A 15768-nucleotide genomic window follows, 5' to 3' on the forward strand; every position below is an offset into this window, starting at 1 on the left:
ACGAGCAGCACCACACCACCACTGCATGGAGGACTCATGGAACTCACCGTGACCGGTCGTAAGAAGGACGTCACCGAGCGATTCCGCCGGCACCTCGAGGAGAAGCTCTCGAAGGTCCCGCAGCTCGCCCCCCGCGTACGCCGCGCCGAGGTCGTCCTGACCCACGAGGCCAACCCCCGCCAGGCCAAGGAGGCCGAGCGCTGCGAGATCACGTGCTACGTCGGACGTACCGTGGTTCGCGCCGAGGCCGCCGCCGACGAGGAATATGCCGCCGTCGACCTGGCCATGAGCAAGCTGACCGAGCGCCTGCGTCGGATGAACGACAAGCGCCGCATCAGCCACACCGGCAAGCACCGGCTCCCGTCCGTCGCCGAGGCGACCTTCGGGCTGCCGACCGAACCGCTCGCCGCGCCGTCGGAGGACGGCACCCGGCCCCCGAGCACCGAGGAGGCGCTCGACGCCGAGCTGCAGACCCAGGGCAACAGCCCCATCGAGATCCGTGAGAAGGTCCACGCCTCGAGCCCGATGACCGTGGGGCAGGCCCTGTCCCGCATGGAGCTCGTCGGCCACGACTTCTTCCTCTTCCACGACGTGGACACCGACAAGCCCAGCGTCGTCTACCGCCGCCGCGGCTGGTCCTACGGCGTCCTGAGGCTCGACCTCGACAAGGACGGCCCCGCCGACGGCGAGGACGACGAGGACCTGACGCCGGCCGAGGCCGTCGCCTCGTAGGCACCCGACGGCACGACCGGCCGGGCCCGTCACCTCCGGGTGGCGGGCCCGTCCGCGTGTCCGCGGGTATGTCGTCCGCGCGTGGCACAGTGACCGCATGACGAGCTCCGTGCCCACCCTCACGGTCGCGCGGGCGCGCCGGCTGGCGCTGTCCGCGCAGGGCTTCTCCGACCCCCGGCCGGCACCGGGAGCCGCGACGGCGCGGCACCTGTCCCGGGTCGTCGACCGCGTGCAGGTCGTGCAGATCGACAGCGTCAACGTGCTGACCCGGTCGCACTACCTGCCCTTCTTCTCCCGGCTCGGCCCCTACGACACCGCCCTGCTCGACCGGGCCCGCGATGGTGCCGGCCCCCGCGGGCGGGGCGGGCGAAGGCTCGTCGAGTACTGGGCGCACGAGGCCTCGCTGGTGCCCCCGTCGACGTGGCCCCTGCTGGCCTACCGCATGGCCCAGGCGCGCGAGAAGGCCTGGAGCCGCGACATCGCGCAGACGCGTCCCGAGCTGCTCGCCGCCGTCCTGGAGGTGGTGGGGGAGCACGGCCCCCTCACCTCCCGCGAGGTCGAGGCGCACCTGCCCCACGGCGCCGACCGGTCGGGCGTGGACTGGGGGTGGAACTGGTCCGCCGTCAAGCAGTGCCTGGAGCTGCTCTTCTGGTCCGGCGAGGTCACGTCGGCCGGGCGCTCGTCCGCCTTCGAGCGCCGCTACGCCCTCCCCGAGGCGGTGCTGCCGGCCGACGTCGTCGCGCGCCGCGACGCGCTGCTCGACGCCGACCCGCAGGAGGCCGTGACGGAGCTGCTGGCGATCTCGCTGCGCGCCCACGGGCTGGGCACGGAGCGCTGCCTGGCCGACTACTTCCGGCTGCGCGGCCCCCGCGTCGCCGAGGGCCTCGCCCGGCTGGAGGCACGGGGCGAGGCCGAGCGCGTGCGGGTGCCAGGGTGGACGGACCGGCCCGTCTGGCGGGTGCCGGGCGCCCGGATCCCGCGGGCGGTGCCGGGCACGGCGCTGCTGAGCCCCTTCGACTCCCTGATCTGGCAGCGGGATCGCACCGAGGGCCTGTGGGGGATGCACTACCGGCTGGAGATCTACGTGCCCGCCGCCAAGCGGGTGCACGGTTACTACGTGCTGCCCTTCCTGCTCGACGAGGAGCTGGTGGGGCGCGTCGACCTCAAGGCCGACCGGGCGACGGGGGCCCTGCTCGCGCGCGCCGTGCACTGGGAGCCGGGGACCGACCTCGCCCGTGCCGTCCCGGCGCTGGAGGCAGAGCTCGAGGCGATGGCGACGTGGCTGGGGCTGGACCGCGTCGACTTTGCCAAATCGTGACCACCGACCTGCCCGTCCAGCCCATCGGGTGGCTGTCGCCCCCGCGAGAACCTGCCTAGAGTCCTTGACAGGTGTGCCCGCGGCACCCCTGTCCCCGAGAAAGAAAGAGCAGCGATGAATCCATCCCTCCGGCCGAAGGCGGCCGTGGCGGCCGTCGGGGCGACGACGCTCCTGGCCACTCTGCTCGTCCCCACGGCCACGGCCTACGCGGACGACGACCCCACCACCCTCGACGACCTGATCTTCAGCGAGTACGTCGAGGGGTCGAGCAACAACAAGGCGCTCGAGATCTACAACGGCACCAGCGCGCCCGTCGACCTGGGCGGCTACGCCATCCAGCAGTACAGCAACGGCAGCGCCAGCGCGGGGTTCACGGCCTCGCTCGCCGGGACCCTGGCGCCCGGCGACGTCTACGTCTTCGCGCACAGCAGCGCCGACGCCGCGATCCTGGCCCAGGCCGACCAGACCACCGGCACGGGTCTGTTCAACGGCAACGACGCGCTCACGCTGGTCAAGGACGGCGGCACCGTCGTCGACTCGATCGGCCAGGTGGGCTTCGACCCCGGGACGGAGTGGGGCACCGGCCTGACCTCCACCGCCGACAACACGCTGCGGCGCAAGGCCGACGTGTGCGAGGGCGACACCGTCAAGGACGACGCGTTCGACCCCGCCGTCCAGTGGGACGGTTTCCCGAACAACACCTTCGACGGCCTCGGCACCCACACCACCACCTGCGGGGCGGGCGAGCCCGACCCGGAGCCCGAGCCCGAGCCGGAGCCCGAGCCCGGCTCCTGCTTCGAGGACGCCATGGCCATCGGCGCCGTCCAGGGCTCCGGCGCCGCCACCCCCGTCGCCGGCCAGGTCGTGACCGTCGAGGGCGTGGTGGTCGGCGACTACCAGCACAGCGGCTCGTTCAACGGGATCTTCGTCCAGGACGCCGGTGACGGTGACCCGGCGACCTCCGACGGCATCTACGTCTTCCTCCCGTCCGGGCCGGACGTCTCGGTCGGCGACCGGGTGCGCGTCACCGGCACCGCCTCGGAGTTCAGCGGGCAGACCCAGCTCTCCAACAACACCGTGCAGCTCTGCGCCACCGACCAGGCCCTCCCGCCGGCCACCACGGTGAGCCTGCCGCTCGGCGACCCCGAGCCCCTCGAGAGCATGCTGGTCACCTTCCCGCAGGACCTGGCCATCCTCGAGTACTTCGAGTACGCCCGCTACGGCGAGGTCGTCCTCGGCGTCGGCGACGGCACCTTGCGCCAGTACCAGCCGACCGCCGTGCACGACCCGGGCTCGGCGGGCGCCGCGGCCCTGCTGGCCTTCAACGCCGCCAACCGGATCCGCCTGGACGACGGGCTCAACATCCAGAACCCGGACTACCTGCGTCACCCGGCCGGCGGTCAGTTCACCCTCGACCACGGCTTCCGCGGGGGTGACACCCTCGCCAACCTCACCGGCGTGCTCGACTACCGCTTCAACCAGTGGCGGGTCCAGCCGACCCAGGACGCCGACTTCACCGTGCGCAACGCCCGGCCGGACGTCCCCGAGGTCGGCGGCACCACCACCGTCGCGTCGTTCAACGTCCTGAACTACTTCACGACGCTGGGCAGCCGGGGCGCGGACGACCAGGCGGAGTTCGACCGGCAGGAGTCCAAGATCGTCTCCGCGATCAACGCCATGGACGCCGAGATCGTGGGTCTGATCGAGATCGAGAACAACGGCGACGTCGCGGTCGGCCGCCTCGTCACGGCCCTCAACCAGGCCGCCGGCGAGACCCGCTGGGCCTTCGTCTCCACCGGTCGCGTCGGCACCGACGAGATCACCACGGCGTTCATCTACCAGCCCGCCAAGGTGACGCCCGTCGGACCATGGTCGGTGCTGGACTCCAGCGTGGACGCGCGCTTCGACGACACCCGCAACCGCCCCGCCCTGGCGCAGACGTTCCAGGAGAACGGCACGGACGGCAAGGTCACCGTGGTCGTCAACCACCTCAAGTCCAAGGGCTCGGCGTGCCCCGGCGACCCGGACACCGGTCAGGGCAACTGCAACGAGGTCCGGGCGGCTGCCGCCGACGCGCTCGGCGACTGGGCGAACGACGACCCGACCGGCACCGGGGTGGACGAGGTCCTCATCATCGGCGACCTCAACTCCTACGACCACGAGGACCCGATCCGCGAGCTCCGCGAGGACGGTTTCGTGGACCTGCTGAAGGTGTTCGGTGGCGAGTACGCCTACACCTACGTCTTCGACGGGGTGCTCGGCTACCTCGACTACGCGATGGCCAGCGACGCCCTCGCACCGAAGGTCACCGGTGCGGCCGCGTGGCAGATCAACGCGGACGAGGCTCCGGTCCTGGACTACGAGCTGAACTTCAAGGGTCCCGGCCAGGCGGCGCTCTTCGCGCCCGACCCCTACCGCTCGAGCGACCACGACCCGGTGCTCGTCGGGCTGGACCTCGTGGCTCCGGAGCTCGAGGTCGTGGCCTCTCCGTCGTCGGTGTGGCCGCCGAACAACAAGTGGGTCGACGTCGAGACCGTGATCCTGGCCAGCGACGACTCGGGCGAGCAGCCGACCGTCGCCCTGATCGGGGCCGAGGTCGTCTCGGCCGGTCCGAACGGCAAGGGTGCGATCGAGGTCGTCTCCGACTCCCACCTGCGGGTCGTGGCCGCCACCCAGGCGGTCTACGAGGTCACCTACGAGGCCACCGACGCGGCGGGCAACAGCACCACCGCGACGGTGACCATCACGGTGGGCAAGCCCTGAGCTGAGGCCCCCGGCGACGGCTGAGAGGCCGGCGCCGCCGGACGGGGCACGGTCGACCACCCGGTCGGCCGTGCCCCGTCGCCATGTCCGGGCGAAGGCCCGGGGGTGCGGACCGCAGCTTTCCGGGGTTGCCGTGCACGACGTCCAGGAAGGGACGGTTAGCCTAGGCACGTGGTCAACCTCTTCGAGAAGATCCTGCGCGCCGGCGAGAAGTCCGCCCTGCGCCGGCTGGAGTCCATCGCAAAGCAGGTCAACGCCCTCGAGGAGGACTTCGAGGGCTTGAGCGACACCGAGCTGCGCGAGGAGACAGAGAAGTTCAAGAAGCGTCTCGCCGACGGTCAGACGCTCGACCAGCTGCTGCCCGAGGCGTTCGCCGCGGTGCGCGAGGCCTCGAAGCGGACGATTGGCAAGCGGCACTTCGACGTGCAGATCATGGGTGGCGCCGCGCTGCACCAGGGCAACGTCGCCGAGATGCGCACCGGTGAGGGCAAGACCCTCGTCGCCACCCTCCCGTCCTACCTCAACGCCCTCACGGGCCGTGGGGTGCACGTCATCACCACCAACGACTACCTCGCGCAGTACCAGTCCGAGCTCATGGGCCGCGTCCACCGCGCGCTGGGCCTGGAGACCGGCTGCATCCTGTCGTCCATGACGCCCGCGCAGCGACGCGAGCAGTACGCGATGGACATCACCTACGGCACGAACAACGAGTTCGGCTTCGACTACCTGCGCGACAACATGGCCTGGTCGCTGGCCGACCTGGTCCAGCGCGACCACAACTTCGCCATCGTCGACGAGGTCGACTCGATCCTCATCGACGAGGCCCGCACGCCGCTGATCATCTCCGGCCCGGCCGACCAGGCGACCAAGTGGTACACCGAGTTCTCCAAGCTGGTCCGTCGCCTCGAGCGCGGGCAGGCGGGCGACCCGCTGCGCGGCATCGAGCCGACCGGCGACTACGAGGTCGACGAGAAGAAGCGCACCGTCGGCGTCCTGGAGGCCGGCATCGCCAAGGTCGAGGACTACCTCGGCATCGACAACCTCTACGAGTCGGCCAACACCCCGCTCATCGGCTACCTCAACAACGCGCTCAAGGCCAAGGAGCTCTTCCAGCGCGACAAGGACTACGTCGTCATGGACGGCCAGGTCATGATCGTCGACGAGCACACCGGCCGCATCCTGCCGGGTCGCCGCTACAACGAGGGCATGCACCAGGCGATCGAGGCCAAGGAGGGGGTGGAGATCAAGAACGAGAACCAGACCCTCGCGACCGTCACCCTCCAGAACTACTTCCGCATGTACGACAAGCTCGCAGGCATGACGGGCACGGCCCAGACCGAGGCCGCCGAGCTGCACCAGATCTACAAGGTGGGCGTGCTCTCCATCCCCACCAACCGCCCGATGATCCGCAAGGACCAGGCCGACCTCGTCTACCGGACCGAGGAGGCGAAGTTCAAGGCGGTGGTGGAGGACATCGTGGCCCGGCACCAGAAGGGGCAGCCCGTCCTGGTCGGCACCACCAGCGTGGCCAAGTCGGAGTACCTCTCCGAGCAGCTGCGCCGTCGCGGTGTCAAGCACGAGGTCCTCAACGCCAAGCACCACGAGCGCGAGGCCGCGATCATCGCCGAGGCGGGCCGCAAGGGCGCCGTGACCGTGGCCACCAACATGGCCGGTCGAGGCACCGACATCATGCTGGGCGGCAACCCGGAGTTCCGGGCCGTCGCCGCGCTCAAGGCCCAGGGTCTCGACCCGCACGAGACGCCCGAGGAGTACGAAGCGGCCTGGGACAAGGCACTGGCCGAGGCCGAGGCCTCCGTCGCCAGCGAGCACGAGGAGGTCACCGAGCTGGGCGGGCTCTACGTGCTCGGCACCGAGCGCCACGAGTCCCGACGCATCGACAACCAGCTCCGTGGTCGTGCCGGTCGCCAGGGCGACCCCGGCGAGAGCCGCTTCTACCTCTCGCTCGAGGACGACCTCATGCGGATGTTCAACGCCGCGATGGTCGACCGGGTGATGGCCACGACCGGCCTGTCCGACGACGTGCCGATCGAGTCCAAGATGGTCTCCCGCTCCATCGCCAGCGCCCAGTCGCAGGTCGAGGCGCAGCACTTCGAGACCCGCAAGAACGTCCTCAAGTACGACGACGTCCTCAACCGGCAGCGCGAGGTCATCTACGCAGAGCGTCGCCGCGTCCTGGAGGGTGAGGACCTGCAGGAGCAGGTGCGCCACTTCATCAACGACGTCGTGACCGACTACGTGCGCGTCGCGGGCGGCGAGGGCCTGGCCGACGGCATCGACCTCGAGCAGCTGTGGGAGGACCTCCGCGAGGTCTACCCCGTCGGCGTCTCGATCGAGGACGTCGTGTCCCGGGCCGGCAGCCGCAACGCGGTGACGACCGAGCTGCTCGTCGAGGAGCTCACCTCCGACGCCCAGCACGCCTACGACGAGCGCGAGGAGGCCGTCGGCCCCGAGATCATGCGCGACGTGGAGCGCCGTGTCGTGCTGCAGGTCCTCGACCGCAAGTGGCGCGAGCACCTCTACGAGATGGACTACCTCAAGGAGGGCATCGGCCTGCGGGCGATGGCCCAGCGCGAGCCGCTCGTGGAGTACCAGCGCGAGGGCTACCAGCTCTTCCAGGCCGTCATGGAGGCCATCAAGGAGGAGTCGGTCCGCTTCCTCTTCCGCGCCGAGGTCAAGCGCGCCGAGGAGGAGGAGCAGCCGCGCCAGCAGCAGCTGACCTTCGTGGCCCCCAGCGAGGACGGCACCGCCGAGGCGCGCCGGGTCCGGGTCGACGGCAGCCTCCCGGAGGAGGACAAGGCCACGGCCCGGTCCGCTGCCGCCGGCAACCGCGCCGAGCGTCGTCGCGCGCAGCGCGGCAGCTGACCCAGGGCTGGCACAGGATCGACGCCCGGTCGGAGCACTCCGGCCGGGCGTCGACCTGTCACGGCGAGGAAACCTGCCACCTGCAGGTCTGCGGAGGTGACCTGCCCGCCAGCAGCAGGAGGGCGGACCCGCCGGCGCGCCGCGCGCGTCGTCAGCCCAGCTCCCAGGCGGTGACGAGCCACCTGCCGTCCACGCCGCTCATGCGCAGCGCGAGGGCGCGCACCCGTCCGTCCGCCCACACGACCGCCGAGATCTCGCAGACGCCGTCGGCGGGGAAGCACGGGTGCACCGAGCGGACCACCGGGGGACGTGCCGTCCGGCGCCCGCGACGTCGGGCGAGGAGCCCGCGCCGCGAGGCCCGCTGCCGGATCTCCGGCACGACCCACCGCGACAGCTGGTCGGGGGAGCGCACCCCGTCGTAGGCCTCGAGCAGGGCCTGGATCATCCGCCGGGCCCACGGCACCGGGTCGGGCAGGTCGGCGGTGCTGGTCGCCTGCGGTCCGAAGAAGGCGTCGTCGGCGCCGGAGCGGAAGTCGACCGCCAGCTGTCCCTGGACGTAGCGCGATCTCCGTGGTGGCTCCGGCGCGTCGTCCCAGTCCGGCCCCGCCGCGGCCGGATCCGTGCGCGGTGCCGGCACCACCCGCAGGACGGGCGGCGCCGGGCGGGCCGGCAGGACCTCCCGCACGGCCGACGCGCTCACCGGGAGCCCCTGGCCGGGGGAGCGACGAGCCGCTGCCCCGGGTGGATGAGGTCGGGGTCCTCGCCGATGACCTCGCGGTTGGCCTCCCACCACCGGGGCCACTCCGCGGCGACGTCGGCGTCGGTGGCGTCGGTCCCCAGGGCGCGCGCGGCGATGGCCCACAGCGAGTCACCCCGGCGGACGACGACCGTGCGCTCCTCGGAGGAGCTCTGCCGTCCGGCCGTGCTCACCAGGGTGACCTCGCCCGCGGGGGCACGCCTCTCGACGGCCGGTGCCCGGGTCGGGGTCCAGCCGGGGACCGGCACGGGCTCGTCCGCCTCGGTCGGCGCGGGCCGCTCCGTCGCGATCTTCGGGGCGGGACCGCTCGGCAGGGTGCTCGCGGCCGCGGTGCCCGGTGGCGTCCCCTGGATCGCCACGGCGGGAAGAGCCGCGGGGGCCGCCGAGGCGGCGGGCGCCGCGCCCAGGCTGGCCAGCACCAGGAGCGCGGCGGCGGTGCGACCCGTGACGCCCCCGGGTCTGCGCGGCCGGCTCGTCGTGGGACCGCCCCCGGCACACGGGACGAGCGACCAGGCGGCCGCGGCAAGGACCACCGCGAGCCACCCGGCCACGAGCGCGGCGCCGGCGCCGGCCAGCAGCGCCAGCCCGGCCCCGACGGGGACGGGGCCCGGGCCCGGCCAGCTCGCGAGGACGAGCCGCAGCATCCAGGCCGAACCTCCTGCCATCACCAGCGATCCGGCGGCTCCCAGCGTCGCCGCCCGTGCCGTGCTCCCACCCATGTCGTCCTCCGCCCCCGACGGTCGTCCCTCCCACCGTCGTATGTGGTCGTTTGCGTTCGTTTGCGTTCACCAGCGTGCGTCGCCAACCTACGTCCGGAGCGGTCGTGGTGCAAGGCCCCGTCCGCGGGCTGTGGACTGCGAGACCCCGCCGGTCCGTTCCCTGGCACGATGGGGCGCATGCGCTGGGAGGACCTGTTCGCGGACCTGGAGGCGCAGCAGGCCTCCCTGGAGCGGCTCGAGCGCGAGCAGGAGGTGGCCGAGCACACCCGCGCCGAGCGCGGCCGGATCGAGCTGGAGCACCGGCTCGTGGCCGCCGAGGGACAGGGCCTGCGCCTGCGCGTGGCGGGGACGGGCTGGCTCGTCGGGCGGCTCCTGGACCTCGGCCCCGGCTGGCTGCTCCTCCACGCGGGAGGTTCCCTGCCGGGGAGAGGCCGGGAGGCGCTGGTGCCCGTAGGGGCGGTGACCGCGGTCGAGGGCCTGCCACGCCGGGTCGGCGAGCACGCGGCGCCCGGCCGGCGTCCCGGCCTGCGGTCCGCCCTGCGCGCGATCAGCCGGGACCGGGCGGTCGTCCGGATCCACGACCGTGGCGGTGACCACGAGACCGGGACCATCGACGCCGTCCTCGCCGACCACCTCGACCTGGCGCGTCACCCTGACGACACCGCGCGCCGCGGCGAGGCGGTCCGGGGCGTCGTCACCGTCCCCTTCGCGGCGCTCGCGCTGGTGCGACGACTCTGAGGCCCCGGCCGGTCGGCGCCTCAGGGCCGGGCCGGGTCAGTCCAGGTCGGCAGCGCCCTCGCGCAGGCTCTCCCGGGTGCGGTCGTACATCCGCTGGATGTAGGCCTCGAGCTCGGTGTTCTCGACCCGCCAGACCCCGCGGCCGCCCAGCTTCACGCCCGCGAGGTCGCCGGAGCGCACCAGCGCCTTGACCTGCGACAGCGACACGTTGAGGATCTCGGCCACGTCCGTCAGGGTGAGGAAGCGAGGAGCGGGCACCTGGGGTCCTTTCGCCGATTCTTGACGCAGATTTTACGTGGGCATGGCCCCGACTTGACCCGCCTGTGGACAAGATGGGGGCGCCGGCCCGCAGACCGTTAGCGTGGCGGCCGGTAGGGGGAAGCACACCATACGAGGAGGCCCGGATGTCCGCCGCCACGTCGACCGTCCGCGCCGGAGCCCAGGCTCCTGCGCGGGCCGCCCGTCGCCTGCAGCGGCCCGGGTGGCGCGACGCGCGCCTGCTCGTGGGCCTGCTCCTCGTGCTCCTCTCGGTCGCGGGCGGCGCGCGCCTCGTGGCGTCGCTGGACGACACCACCCCGGTCTACGCCGCGGCGCGCGACCTGCTCCCGGGGCAGCAGGTGGGGGAGGGCGACCTCGTGCCCGTGCCCGTCCGGGTGGGGGACCGCCTCGACCGCTACGTCGACGGCTCGGCCGGGATCGAGCCGGGCACCTACCTGGTCCGCCAGGTGGCGGCCGGGGAGCTGGTGCCCGCCGCGGCGCTGGGCACCGCCCGGCAGGCCCTCGACAAGACCGTCGGGGTCCCCGTGGACACCTCCGCCGCCCGGGCCCTCGCCAGCGGGTCCGTCGTGGACGTCTGGGTGAGCCGCCGTGACCGCGAGGCGGTCGGCGAGGCCTACCTCGACCCCGAGCTGCTCCTGGCCGGGGCGGTCGTCGACACCGTTCCCGCCGACACGACCGGCCTGGGCGCCGGGCTGGGCCGGACGACCGTCCAGGTGGTGGTCCCCGCGACGGACGTGGGTGCCGTCATCGCCGCGGTGGACCAGGAGGCGCGCATCACGCTCGTCCCTGCGCCCCGGTCCGACTCCGGGGGCGGCGGCCGGTGAGCCTGCCGCTCGTCACCGGCGTCGCGCCCCGCTGGGAGGCCGCGCTCGCCGGCGCGCTCGCCTCCGCGGCCCGGGTCCACGTCGTGCGTCGCTGCGCGGACGTGCCGGAGCTGGTCGGGACCGTGGCCGCGGGGCTGGGGCGGGTCGTCGTCGTGTCCTCCGACCTGCGTGGCCTGGACCGGGCCGCGCTCGACGCCCTCCGCGAGCACGGCGCTCTCGTCCTCGGCGTGCACCCGCCCGGGGACGAGGCGGGCAGCCGCGGGCTCGCCCGGTGGGGCGTCGGTGTCACCGTGCCCGCGGACGCGCCCGTCGAGGCCCTGGACGCGGCCCTGGACCGTCTGCTCGACGCCGACGCCCCGGCTGCGAGCCGACCCGTCGACCCCGAGCGGGCCGTGGGGACGGGGGACCCGGACCACGAACCGCCCGGCACCGGACCCGACGCGCACCGTCCGCCTCCCGCTGCCGTGGTCGTGTCCGGCGCCCCGGCGCCGGAGGACGCGGAGGGGCCGGACCCCGAGGAGTCCCCGGACCACGCGGAGGGAGCCGCCCCCGTGCGGGCGTCGCCCGACGACGAGGAGCCCGGGCGGGTGGTCGCCGTCTGGGGGCCCACCGGCGCCCCGGGGCGCACCACCGTCGCGGTCAACCTCGCGGCCGAGCTGGCCGACCCGCTCCACCCCGTCCTGCTCGTCGACGCGGACACCTACGGCGCGAGCGTGGCCCAGACCCTGGCCCTCCTCGACGAGGTGCCGGGGATCGCGGCGGCCGCACGGGCGGCCGACCAGGGGACGCTCGACCGCGACACCCTCGCCCGGCTGGCGCCCGAGGTCCGGCCCGGGCTACGCGTCCTCACCGGGCTGCCCCGCGCCGACAGGTGGCCCGAGCTGCGCGACGTGGCGCTCGCCGACGTCCTCGAGCAGTGCCGCTCGCTGGCCCCGACCACCGTCGTCGACGTCGCAGCCCCGCTGGAGCAGGACGAGGAGCTGTCCTTCGACACCCTGGCGCCCCGGCGCAACGGTGCGGCACTGACGGCGCTGGACGCCGCCGACCGGGTGGTCGTCGTCGGCACCGCCGACCCCGTCGGGCTGCAGCGACTCGTCCGCGGGCTGGACCAGCTCGCCGCCTGCACGCACGCAGAGCGCACGGTCGTGGTCACCCGGGTGCGTCCCGGGCCGGTCGGCCCCGATCCGGGACGACGCATCCAGGAGGCCCTCGACCGGTTCGCCTCGACCGGTCCGGTGCACCTCGTCCCGGAGGACCAGGACGCCCTCGACATGGCGCTGCTGCACGGTCGGGTGCTCGCGGAGGTCCGACCGCGCAGCCCCGCCCGGCTCGCCCTCGTCGAGCTGGCCGGCGCCGTCGCCGGGCGGGCGCCGGCCCGCGCCCGCGCGGCCCGGCGCCCGGTGCTGGGCTGGCTCGCGGGCCGGCGGGCCGCCGCCCTGTGACGGGGGACGCCGCGGGTTCGTCGGCGCGGCGGTCGATCTGCCACGATGGGGGAAGCGCCGTCCCCACGGCGAGAAAGGCAGAGCGATGACGACGGTCCGGTGCTACGTCCCGGTCACCCCCGAGCAGCTGGCGAGGCTCCACGACGAGCGCACCCTTCCCGGCCCGCTCACCGCCTACGCGGTCACCGACGCGGTCCGCAGCGCCCATCCCTCCGGCGACCAGGAGGAGTGGGAGTACGCCGCCATGCAGGAGGCCGCCCGCAGCCTCGTGGACGCCGGTGCCACCGTCCTCGTCGCGGCCGCCGACGTCGAGGAGGCCAGGGTGCGTCCCGGCCCCGTGACCGACGCCCGTGTCGAGGTCGACGACGTCGACCTGCCCCGCATCGCCGCCCTGCACGTCGGTGACGACGTCGTCACCGGCAGCCCCGACGCCGTCGGGGCGGAGTCGCCCGAGATCGAGCTGTCCTGGTACGACACGACCGAGCTGGCTCACGTCCTCGAGCTGACGCGGGCCCTGGCGGGGGCCCCGGGCGACGCCTGACCCCGCCCGCCGCACCACCCAACCCGAGACGACGAGGAGCACGACGCACCATGGACGCCTTCGTGGACGTACCCACCCCGAACAACGAGCCGGTCCTGACCTACGCCCCCGGCACGCCCGAGCGCGCCGAGCTGGAGATCACCCTGGCCCGCATGGCGGGCGAGGCCGTCGAGATGCCCCACGTCATCGGCGGGAAGGACGTGGTCGGGTCCGGCGAGGAGATCACCGTCGTCCAGCCGCACGCCCACGCCGAGGTGCTGGGCACGCTGCGCGACGGCACGACCGAGGACGCCGAGCTGGCGGTGACCGCCGCCCTGGACGCCCGGCACGACTGGCAGCGGCTGCCCTTCGAGGAGCGGGCGGCGGTCTTCCTCAAGGCCGCCGAGCTGCTGACCGGTCCCTGGCGCGCCCGGCTGAACGCCGCCACCATGCTCGGGCAGAGCAAGACGGCCCAGCAGGCGGAGATCGACTCGGCCTGCGAGCTCGCCGACTTCTGGCGCTTCAACGTGCACTACGCCGCCGAGCTGCTCGCGGAGCAGCCGGTGCGCAACGCCCCCGGCACCTGGAACCGCGCCGACCACCGGCCTCTCGAGGGCTTCGTCTACGCCGTCACCCCGTTCAACTTCACCGCGATCGCCGGCAACCTGCCGACGGCCCCGGCCCTGATGGGCAACACCGTGGTGTGGAAGCCCGCCCCCACCCAGCAGCGCGCGGCCACCGAGCTGATGCGCCTGCTGCAGGCGGCCGGTCTGCCGGACGGCGTCGTCAACATGGTCACGGGCACCGGCCCGGCGATCTCGGACGTCGTGATGGCGCACCCGGACTTCGCCGGCCTGCACTTCACCGGCTCCACGGCCGTCTTCAACGCGCTGTGGGCCCAGACCGGCCAGAACCTCTCGACCTACCGCGCCTACCCGCGGATCGTCGGCGAGACCGGCGGCAAGGACTTCATCGTCGCCCACCCCAGCGCCGACGTCGACGTGCTGCGCACGGCGATGATCCGCGGCGCCTTCGAGTACCAGGGGCAGAAGTGCTCGGCGGCCAGCCGCGCCTACGTCCCGCGCTCGCTCTGGGACCGGATGCGCGACGACCTGGTGGCCGAGACCGAGGGCCTGACCGTGGGTGACGTGCGCGACCTGTCCAACTTCATGGGTGCCGTGATCGACGCCCGGGCATTCGCCAAGCACAAGGCCGCCCTCGACGCGGCCCGCGCGGACGAGGGCGCCGAGATCGTCGCCGGGGGCACCTACGACGACTCCGAGGGCTACTTCGTGCGGCCCACGATCGTCACCGTCGAGGACCCCTTCCACGAGATGCTGCGCACCGAGTACTTCGGCCCGATCCTGGCCGTGCACGTCTACGAGGACGCGGACTGGACCGACATGCTCCGGCAGATGGAGTCGGTCGCGCCCTACGGCCTCACCGGGGCCGTCATCGCCCAGGACCGCGCCGCCGTCGTCGAGGCGACCGAGACCCTCCGCTTCGCCGCGGGCAACTTCTACGTCAACGACAAGCCGACCGGCGCCGTCGTGGGTCAGCAGCCCTTCGGCGGGTCCCGCGGCTCGGGCACCAACGACAAGGCCGGCAGCCGGGCCAACCTGTCCCGCTGGACCAGCACGCGGATCATCAAGGAGACCTTCGTGCCGCCGACGGACTACCGCTACCCCCACATGGGCTGAGAGCCCGGCGCGCACCCACGACGACGCCCCGCAGGAGCGGCCCAGGAGGCCGCCCGCGGGGCGTCGTCGGTGCCGGCGGGATCAGCGCGCGGCGAGCCACTCCCGGGCGACCTGCTCCTCCACCTGCACGATCTCGCTGATGCGCGGGGCGACGGCCTGCTCGATCTTGTGCCCCAGGAAGGGGATGTTGGCCTCGAGGTCGCCGTCGACGACGTGGCTCGTCGTGCCGGGCTCGGCGCCGACGCGCAGGTGCACGCCGCCGGTGAAGGTGACGGGCAGGCCGGGCAGGTCGAGGGACATCGCGCCCTCGCGCTCGCCGTCGGCGTCGGCCGGGCCCCACCGCACGGTCTCCACGAGCAGGATCTGCGGCCCGACGAAGGCCCTGGCCATGTCCGGCACACCCTCGCTGGGCAGGTGCCGGCGGGTGGTCACCACGGTCGCGTCGCCGTCGGTCTCGACGGTCACGGTCTGGTCCAGGGCCCCGGACCGGGCGCAGCGCAGCTCCTGGTAGGCGGGGTCGGTCAGCATCTCGAAGGTGCGCACGGGGTCGGCCGGGTGCACGACGGTCTCGGTGATCCTCATACCGCTCAACCTAGTGCCTGCAGCCTGCGCTGCAGAGCGTGCAGCCGGCGGAGGACGACGCCCTTGGTCGAGGGCGAGACCCGGCCGCCGCGCTCGTGGTCGGCGAGCTGGTCGAGGAGCGCCGCCAGCTCCAGCCCGACCTCGCCCGCGCCCGGCGCCCAGGACGGTCCGCCGTCCAGCAGCACCGGCGCCACCCGGCGCAGCGTCGCCGCGGCGGCGCGGCACGAGGCGTGGTCGAGCGGGCGGGGAACGTCGCCGACGGCTCCCACCACCAGGGGCCGAGGACTGGGGGAGGCGGCGCCGTCCGCGAGGTCCACGAGCAGGTGGGACAGGGCGTCGACGAGCCCGTCGGCCAGGCCGGTGGCCTCCGGCCAGCCCAGGTCGGGAGCCGCTCCCTGCAGGTCCTCCACGGCCCGCAGCACGGCCGCCCGGGAGGGACCGGGCCGGGCCGGCGCCCGGCTTCCGGACCCGGGCGCGGTGGGGTGCATGCCCCCACCCTAGGGGGGTGGGG

At 73.7% G+C, this 15768-nt stretch carries 14 protein-coding genes; 9 read left to right on the forward strand and 5 right to left on the reverse strand.

Going from position 1 to position 15768, the window contains the following annotated elements:
* Positions 1-36 precede the first annotated feature (36 nt).
* From hpf to secA, 4 genes are all read left to right on the forward strand, one after another.
* A complete protein-coding gene (hpf, locus tag FB476_RS05580; protein ID WP_141817901.1) occupies positions 37-732 on the forward strand; it encodes a ribosome hibernation-promoting factor, HPF/YfiA family in 696 nt (231 codons plus the stop codon).
* A 97-nt stretch (positions 733-829) separates the two neighbouring features.
* Positions 830-2050 carry a winged helix-turn-helix domain-containing protein gene (locus FB476_RS05585; protein ID WP_141817902.1) on the forward strand — a complete coding sequence of 407 codons (1221 nt, stop codon included), beginning with the start codon at positions 830-832 and terminating at the stop codon, positions 2048-2050.
* A gap of 114 nt (positions 2051-2164) precedes the next feature.
* Positions 2165-4813 carry an ExeM/NucH family extracellular endonuclease gene (locus FB476_RS05590; RefSeq protein WP_141817903.1) on the forward strand — a complete coding sequence of 883 codons (2649 nt, stop codon included), beginning with the start codon at positions 2165-2167 and terminating at the stop codon, positions 4811-4813.
* Between the two features lie 171 nt (positions 4814-4984).
* Entirely contained in the window at positions 4985-7696 is a 2712-nt protein-coding gene (gene secA, locus FB476_RS05595; protein WP_141817904.1) for a preprotein translocase subunit SecA, read from the forward strand.
* A gap of 151 nt (positions 7697-7847) precedes the next feature.
* On the opposite strand, the gene FB476_RS05600 is transcribed toward secA, so the two are convergent.
* A complete protein-coding gene (locus FB476_RS05600; protein ID WP_141817905.1) occupies positions 7848-8396 on the reverse strand; it encodes an Rv3235 family protein in 549 nt (182 codons plus the stop codon).
* On the reverse strand, positions 8393-9172 hold the full coding sequence (locus FB476_RS05605) for a LysM peptidoglycan-binding domain-containing protein (protein ID WP_141817906.1): 780 nt from the start codon (positions 9170-9172) through the stop codon (positions 8393-8395). Before FB476_RS05605 ends, FB476_RS05600 begins: the two co-directional genes overlap by 4 nt.
* 177 nt (positions 9173-9349) lie before the next feature.
* Here FB476_RS05605 and FB476_RS05610 point away from each other — a divergent pair, with 177 nt between their 5' ends.
* Entirely contained in the window at positions 9350-9910 is a 561-nt protein-coding gene (locus tag FB476_RS05610) for a hypothetical protein (protein ID WP_141817907.1), read from the forward strand.
* Between the two features lie 36 nt (positions 9911-9946).
* On the opposite strand, the gene FB476_RS05615 is transcribed toward FB476_RS05610, so the two are convergent.
* Complete coding sequence (locus FB476_RS05615) at positions 9947-10168, reverse strand: helix-turn-helix domain-containing protein (protein ID WP_141817908.1); 222 nt, start codon at positions 10166-10168, stop codon at positions 9947-9949.
* 146 nt (positions 10169-10314) lie between these two features.
* On the opposite strand from FB476_RS05615, the gene FB476_RS05620 reads away from it, so the two are divergent.
* The 4 genes from FB476_RS05620 to pruA all read left to right on the forward strand — a co-directional run bounded on the left by FB476_RS05620 (position 10315) and on the right by pruA (position 14675).
* Positions 10315-11013, forward strand: a complete 699-nt coding sequence (locus tag FB476_RS05620) for a hypothetical protein (RefSeq protein ID WP_141817909.1) — start codon at positions 10315-10317, stop codon at positions 11011-11013.
* Complete coding sequence (locus tag FB476_RS05625; protein ID WP_141817910.1) at positions 11010-12455, forward strand: CpaE/TadZ family protein; 1446 nt, start codon at positions 11010-11012, stop codon at positions 12453-12455. Before FB476_RS05620 ends, FB476_RS05625 begins: the two co-directional genes overlap by 4 nt.
* Before the next feature lie 85 nt (positions 12456-12540).
* The gene (locus FB476_RS05630; RefSeq protein ID WP_141817911.1) at positions 12541-12996 is read left to right on the forward strand and encodes a DUF6912 family protein; all 456 of its coding nucleotides are present in this window, start codon (positions 12541-12543) and stop codon (positions 12994-12996) included.
* 50 nt (positions 12997-13046) lie between these two features.
* On the forward strand, positions 13047-14675 hold the full coding sequence (pruA, locus tag FB476_RS05635; protein WP_141817912.1) for an L-glutamate gamma-semialdehyde dehydrogenase: 1629 nt from the start codon (positions 13047-13049) through the stop codon (positions 14673-14675).
* Positions 14676-14756: 81 nt separating this feature from the next.
* On the opposite strand, the gene FB476_RS05640 is transcribed toward pruA, so the two are convergent.
* Both FB476_RS05640 and FB476_RS05645 read right to left on the reverse strand, forming a co-directional pair.
* Positions 14757-15257: a DUF2505 domain-containing protein gene (locus tag FB476_RS05640; RefSeq protein ID WP_141817913.1), complete on the reverse strand. Its 501-nt coding sequence runs from the start codon at positions 15255-15257 to the stop codon at positions 14757-14759.
* Positions 15258-15262: 5 nt separating this feature from the next.
* Positions 15263-15745, reverse strand: coding sequence for a hypothetical protein (locus tag FB476_RS05645; RefSeq protein WP_141817914.1), 483 nt, complete (start codon positions 15743-15745; stop codon positions 15263-15265).
* Between the last annotated feature and the right edge of the window lie 23 nt (positions 15746-15768).

The organism is Ornithinimicrobium humiphilum, from assembly GCF_006716885.1.
In the GTDB taxonomy this organism is placed as follows: Bacteria; Actinomycetota; Actinomycetes; order Actinomycetales; family Dermatophilaceae; genus Ornithinicoccus; species Ornithinicoccus humiphilus.

Excerpts from the sequence above, each read along its gene's own strand:
- hpf (WP_141817901.1), top strand. The coding sequence starts at position 37 with ATGGAACTCACCGTGACCGGTCGTAAGAAGGACGTCACCGAGCGATTC.
- FB476_RS05585 (WP_141817902.1), top strand. The coding sequence starts at position 830 with ATGACGAGCTCCGTGCCCACCCTCACGGTCGCGCGGGCGCGCCGGCTG.
- FB476_RS05590 (WP_141817903.1), top strand. The coding sequence starts at position 2,165 with ATGAATCCATCCCTCCGGCCGAAGGCGGCCGTGGCGGCCGTCGGGGCG.
- FB476_RS05605 (WP_141817906.1), bottom strand. The coding sequence starts at position 9,172 with ATGGGTGGGAGCACGGCACGGGCGGCGACGCTGGGAGCCGCCGGATCG.
- FB476_RS05610 (WP_141817907.1), top strand. The coding sequence starts at position 9,350 with ATGCGCTGGGAGGACCTGTTCGCGGACCTGGAGGCGCAGCAGGCCTCC.
- FB476_RS05620 (WP_141817909.1), top strand. The coding sequence starts at position 10,315 with ATGTCCGCCGCCACGTCGACCGTCCGCGCCGGAGCCCAGGCTCCTGCG.
- FB476_RS05630 (WP_141817911.1), top strand. The coding sequence starts at position 12,541 with ATGACGACGGTCCGGTGCTACGTCCCGGTCACCCCCGAGCAGCTGGCG.
- pruA (WP_141817912.1), top strand. The coding sequence starts at position 13,047 with ATGGACGCCTTCGTGGACGTACCCACCCCGAACAACGAGCCGGTCCTG.
- FB476_RS05640 (WP_141817913.1), bottom strand. The coding sequence starts at position 15,257 with ATGAGGATCACCGAGACCGTCGTGCACCCGGCCGACCCCGTGCGCACC.
- FB476_RS05645 (WP_141817914.1), bottom strand. The coding sequence starts at position 15,745 with ATGCACCCCACCGCGCCCGGGTCCGGAAGCCGGGCGCCGGCCCGGCCC.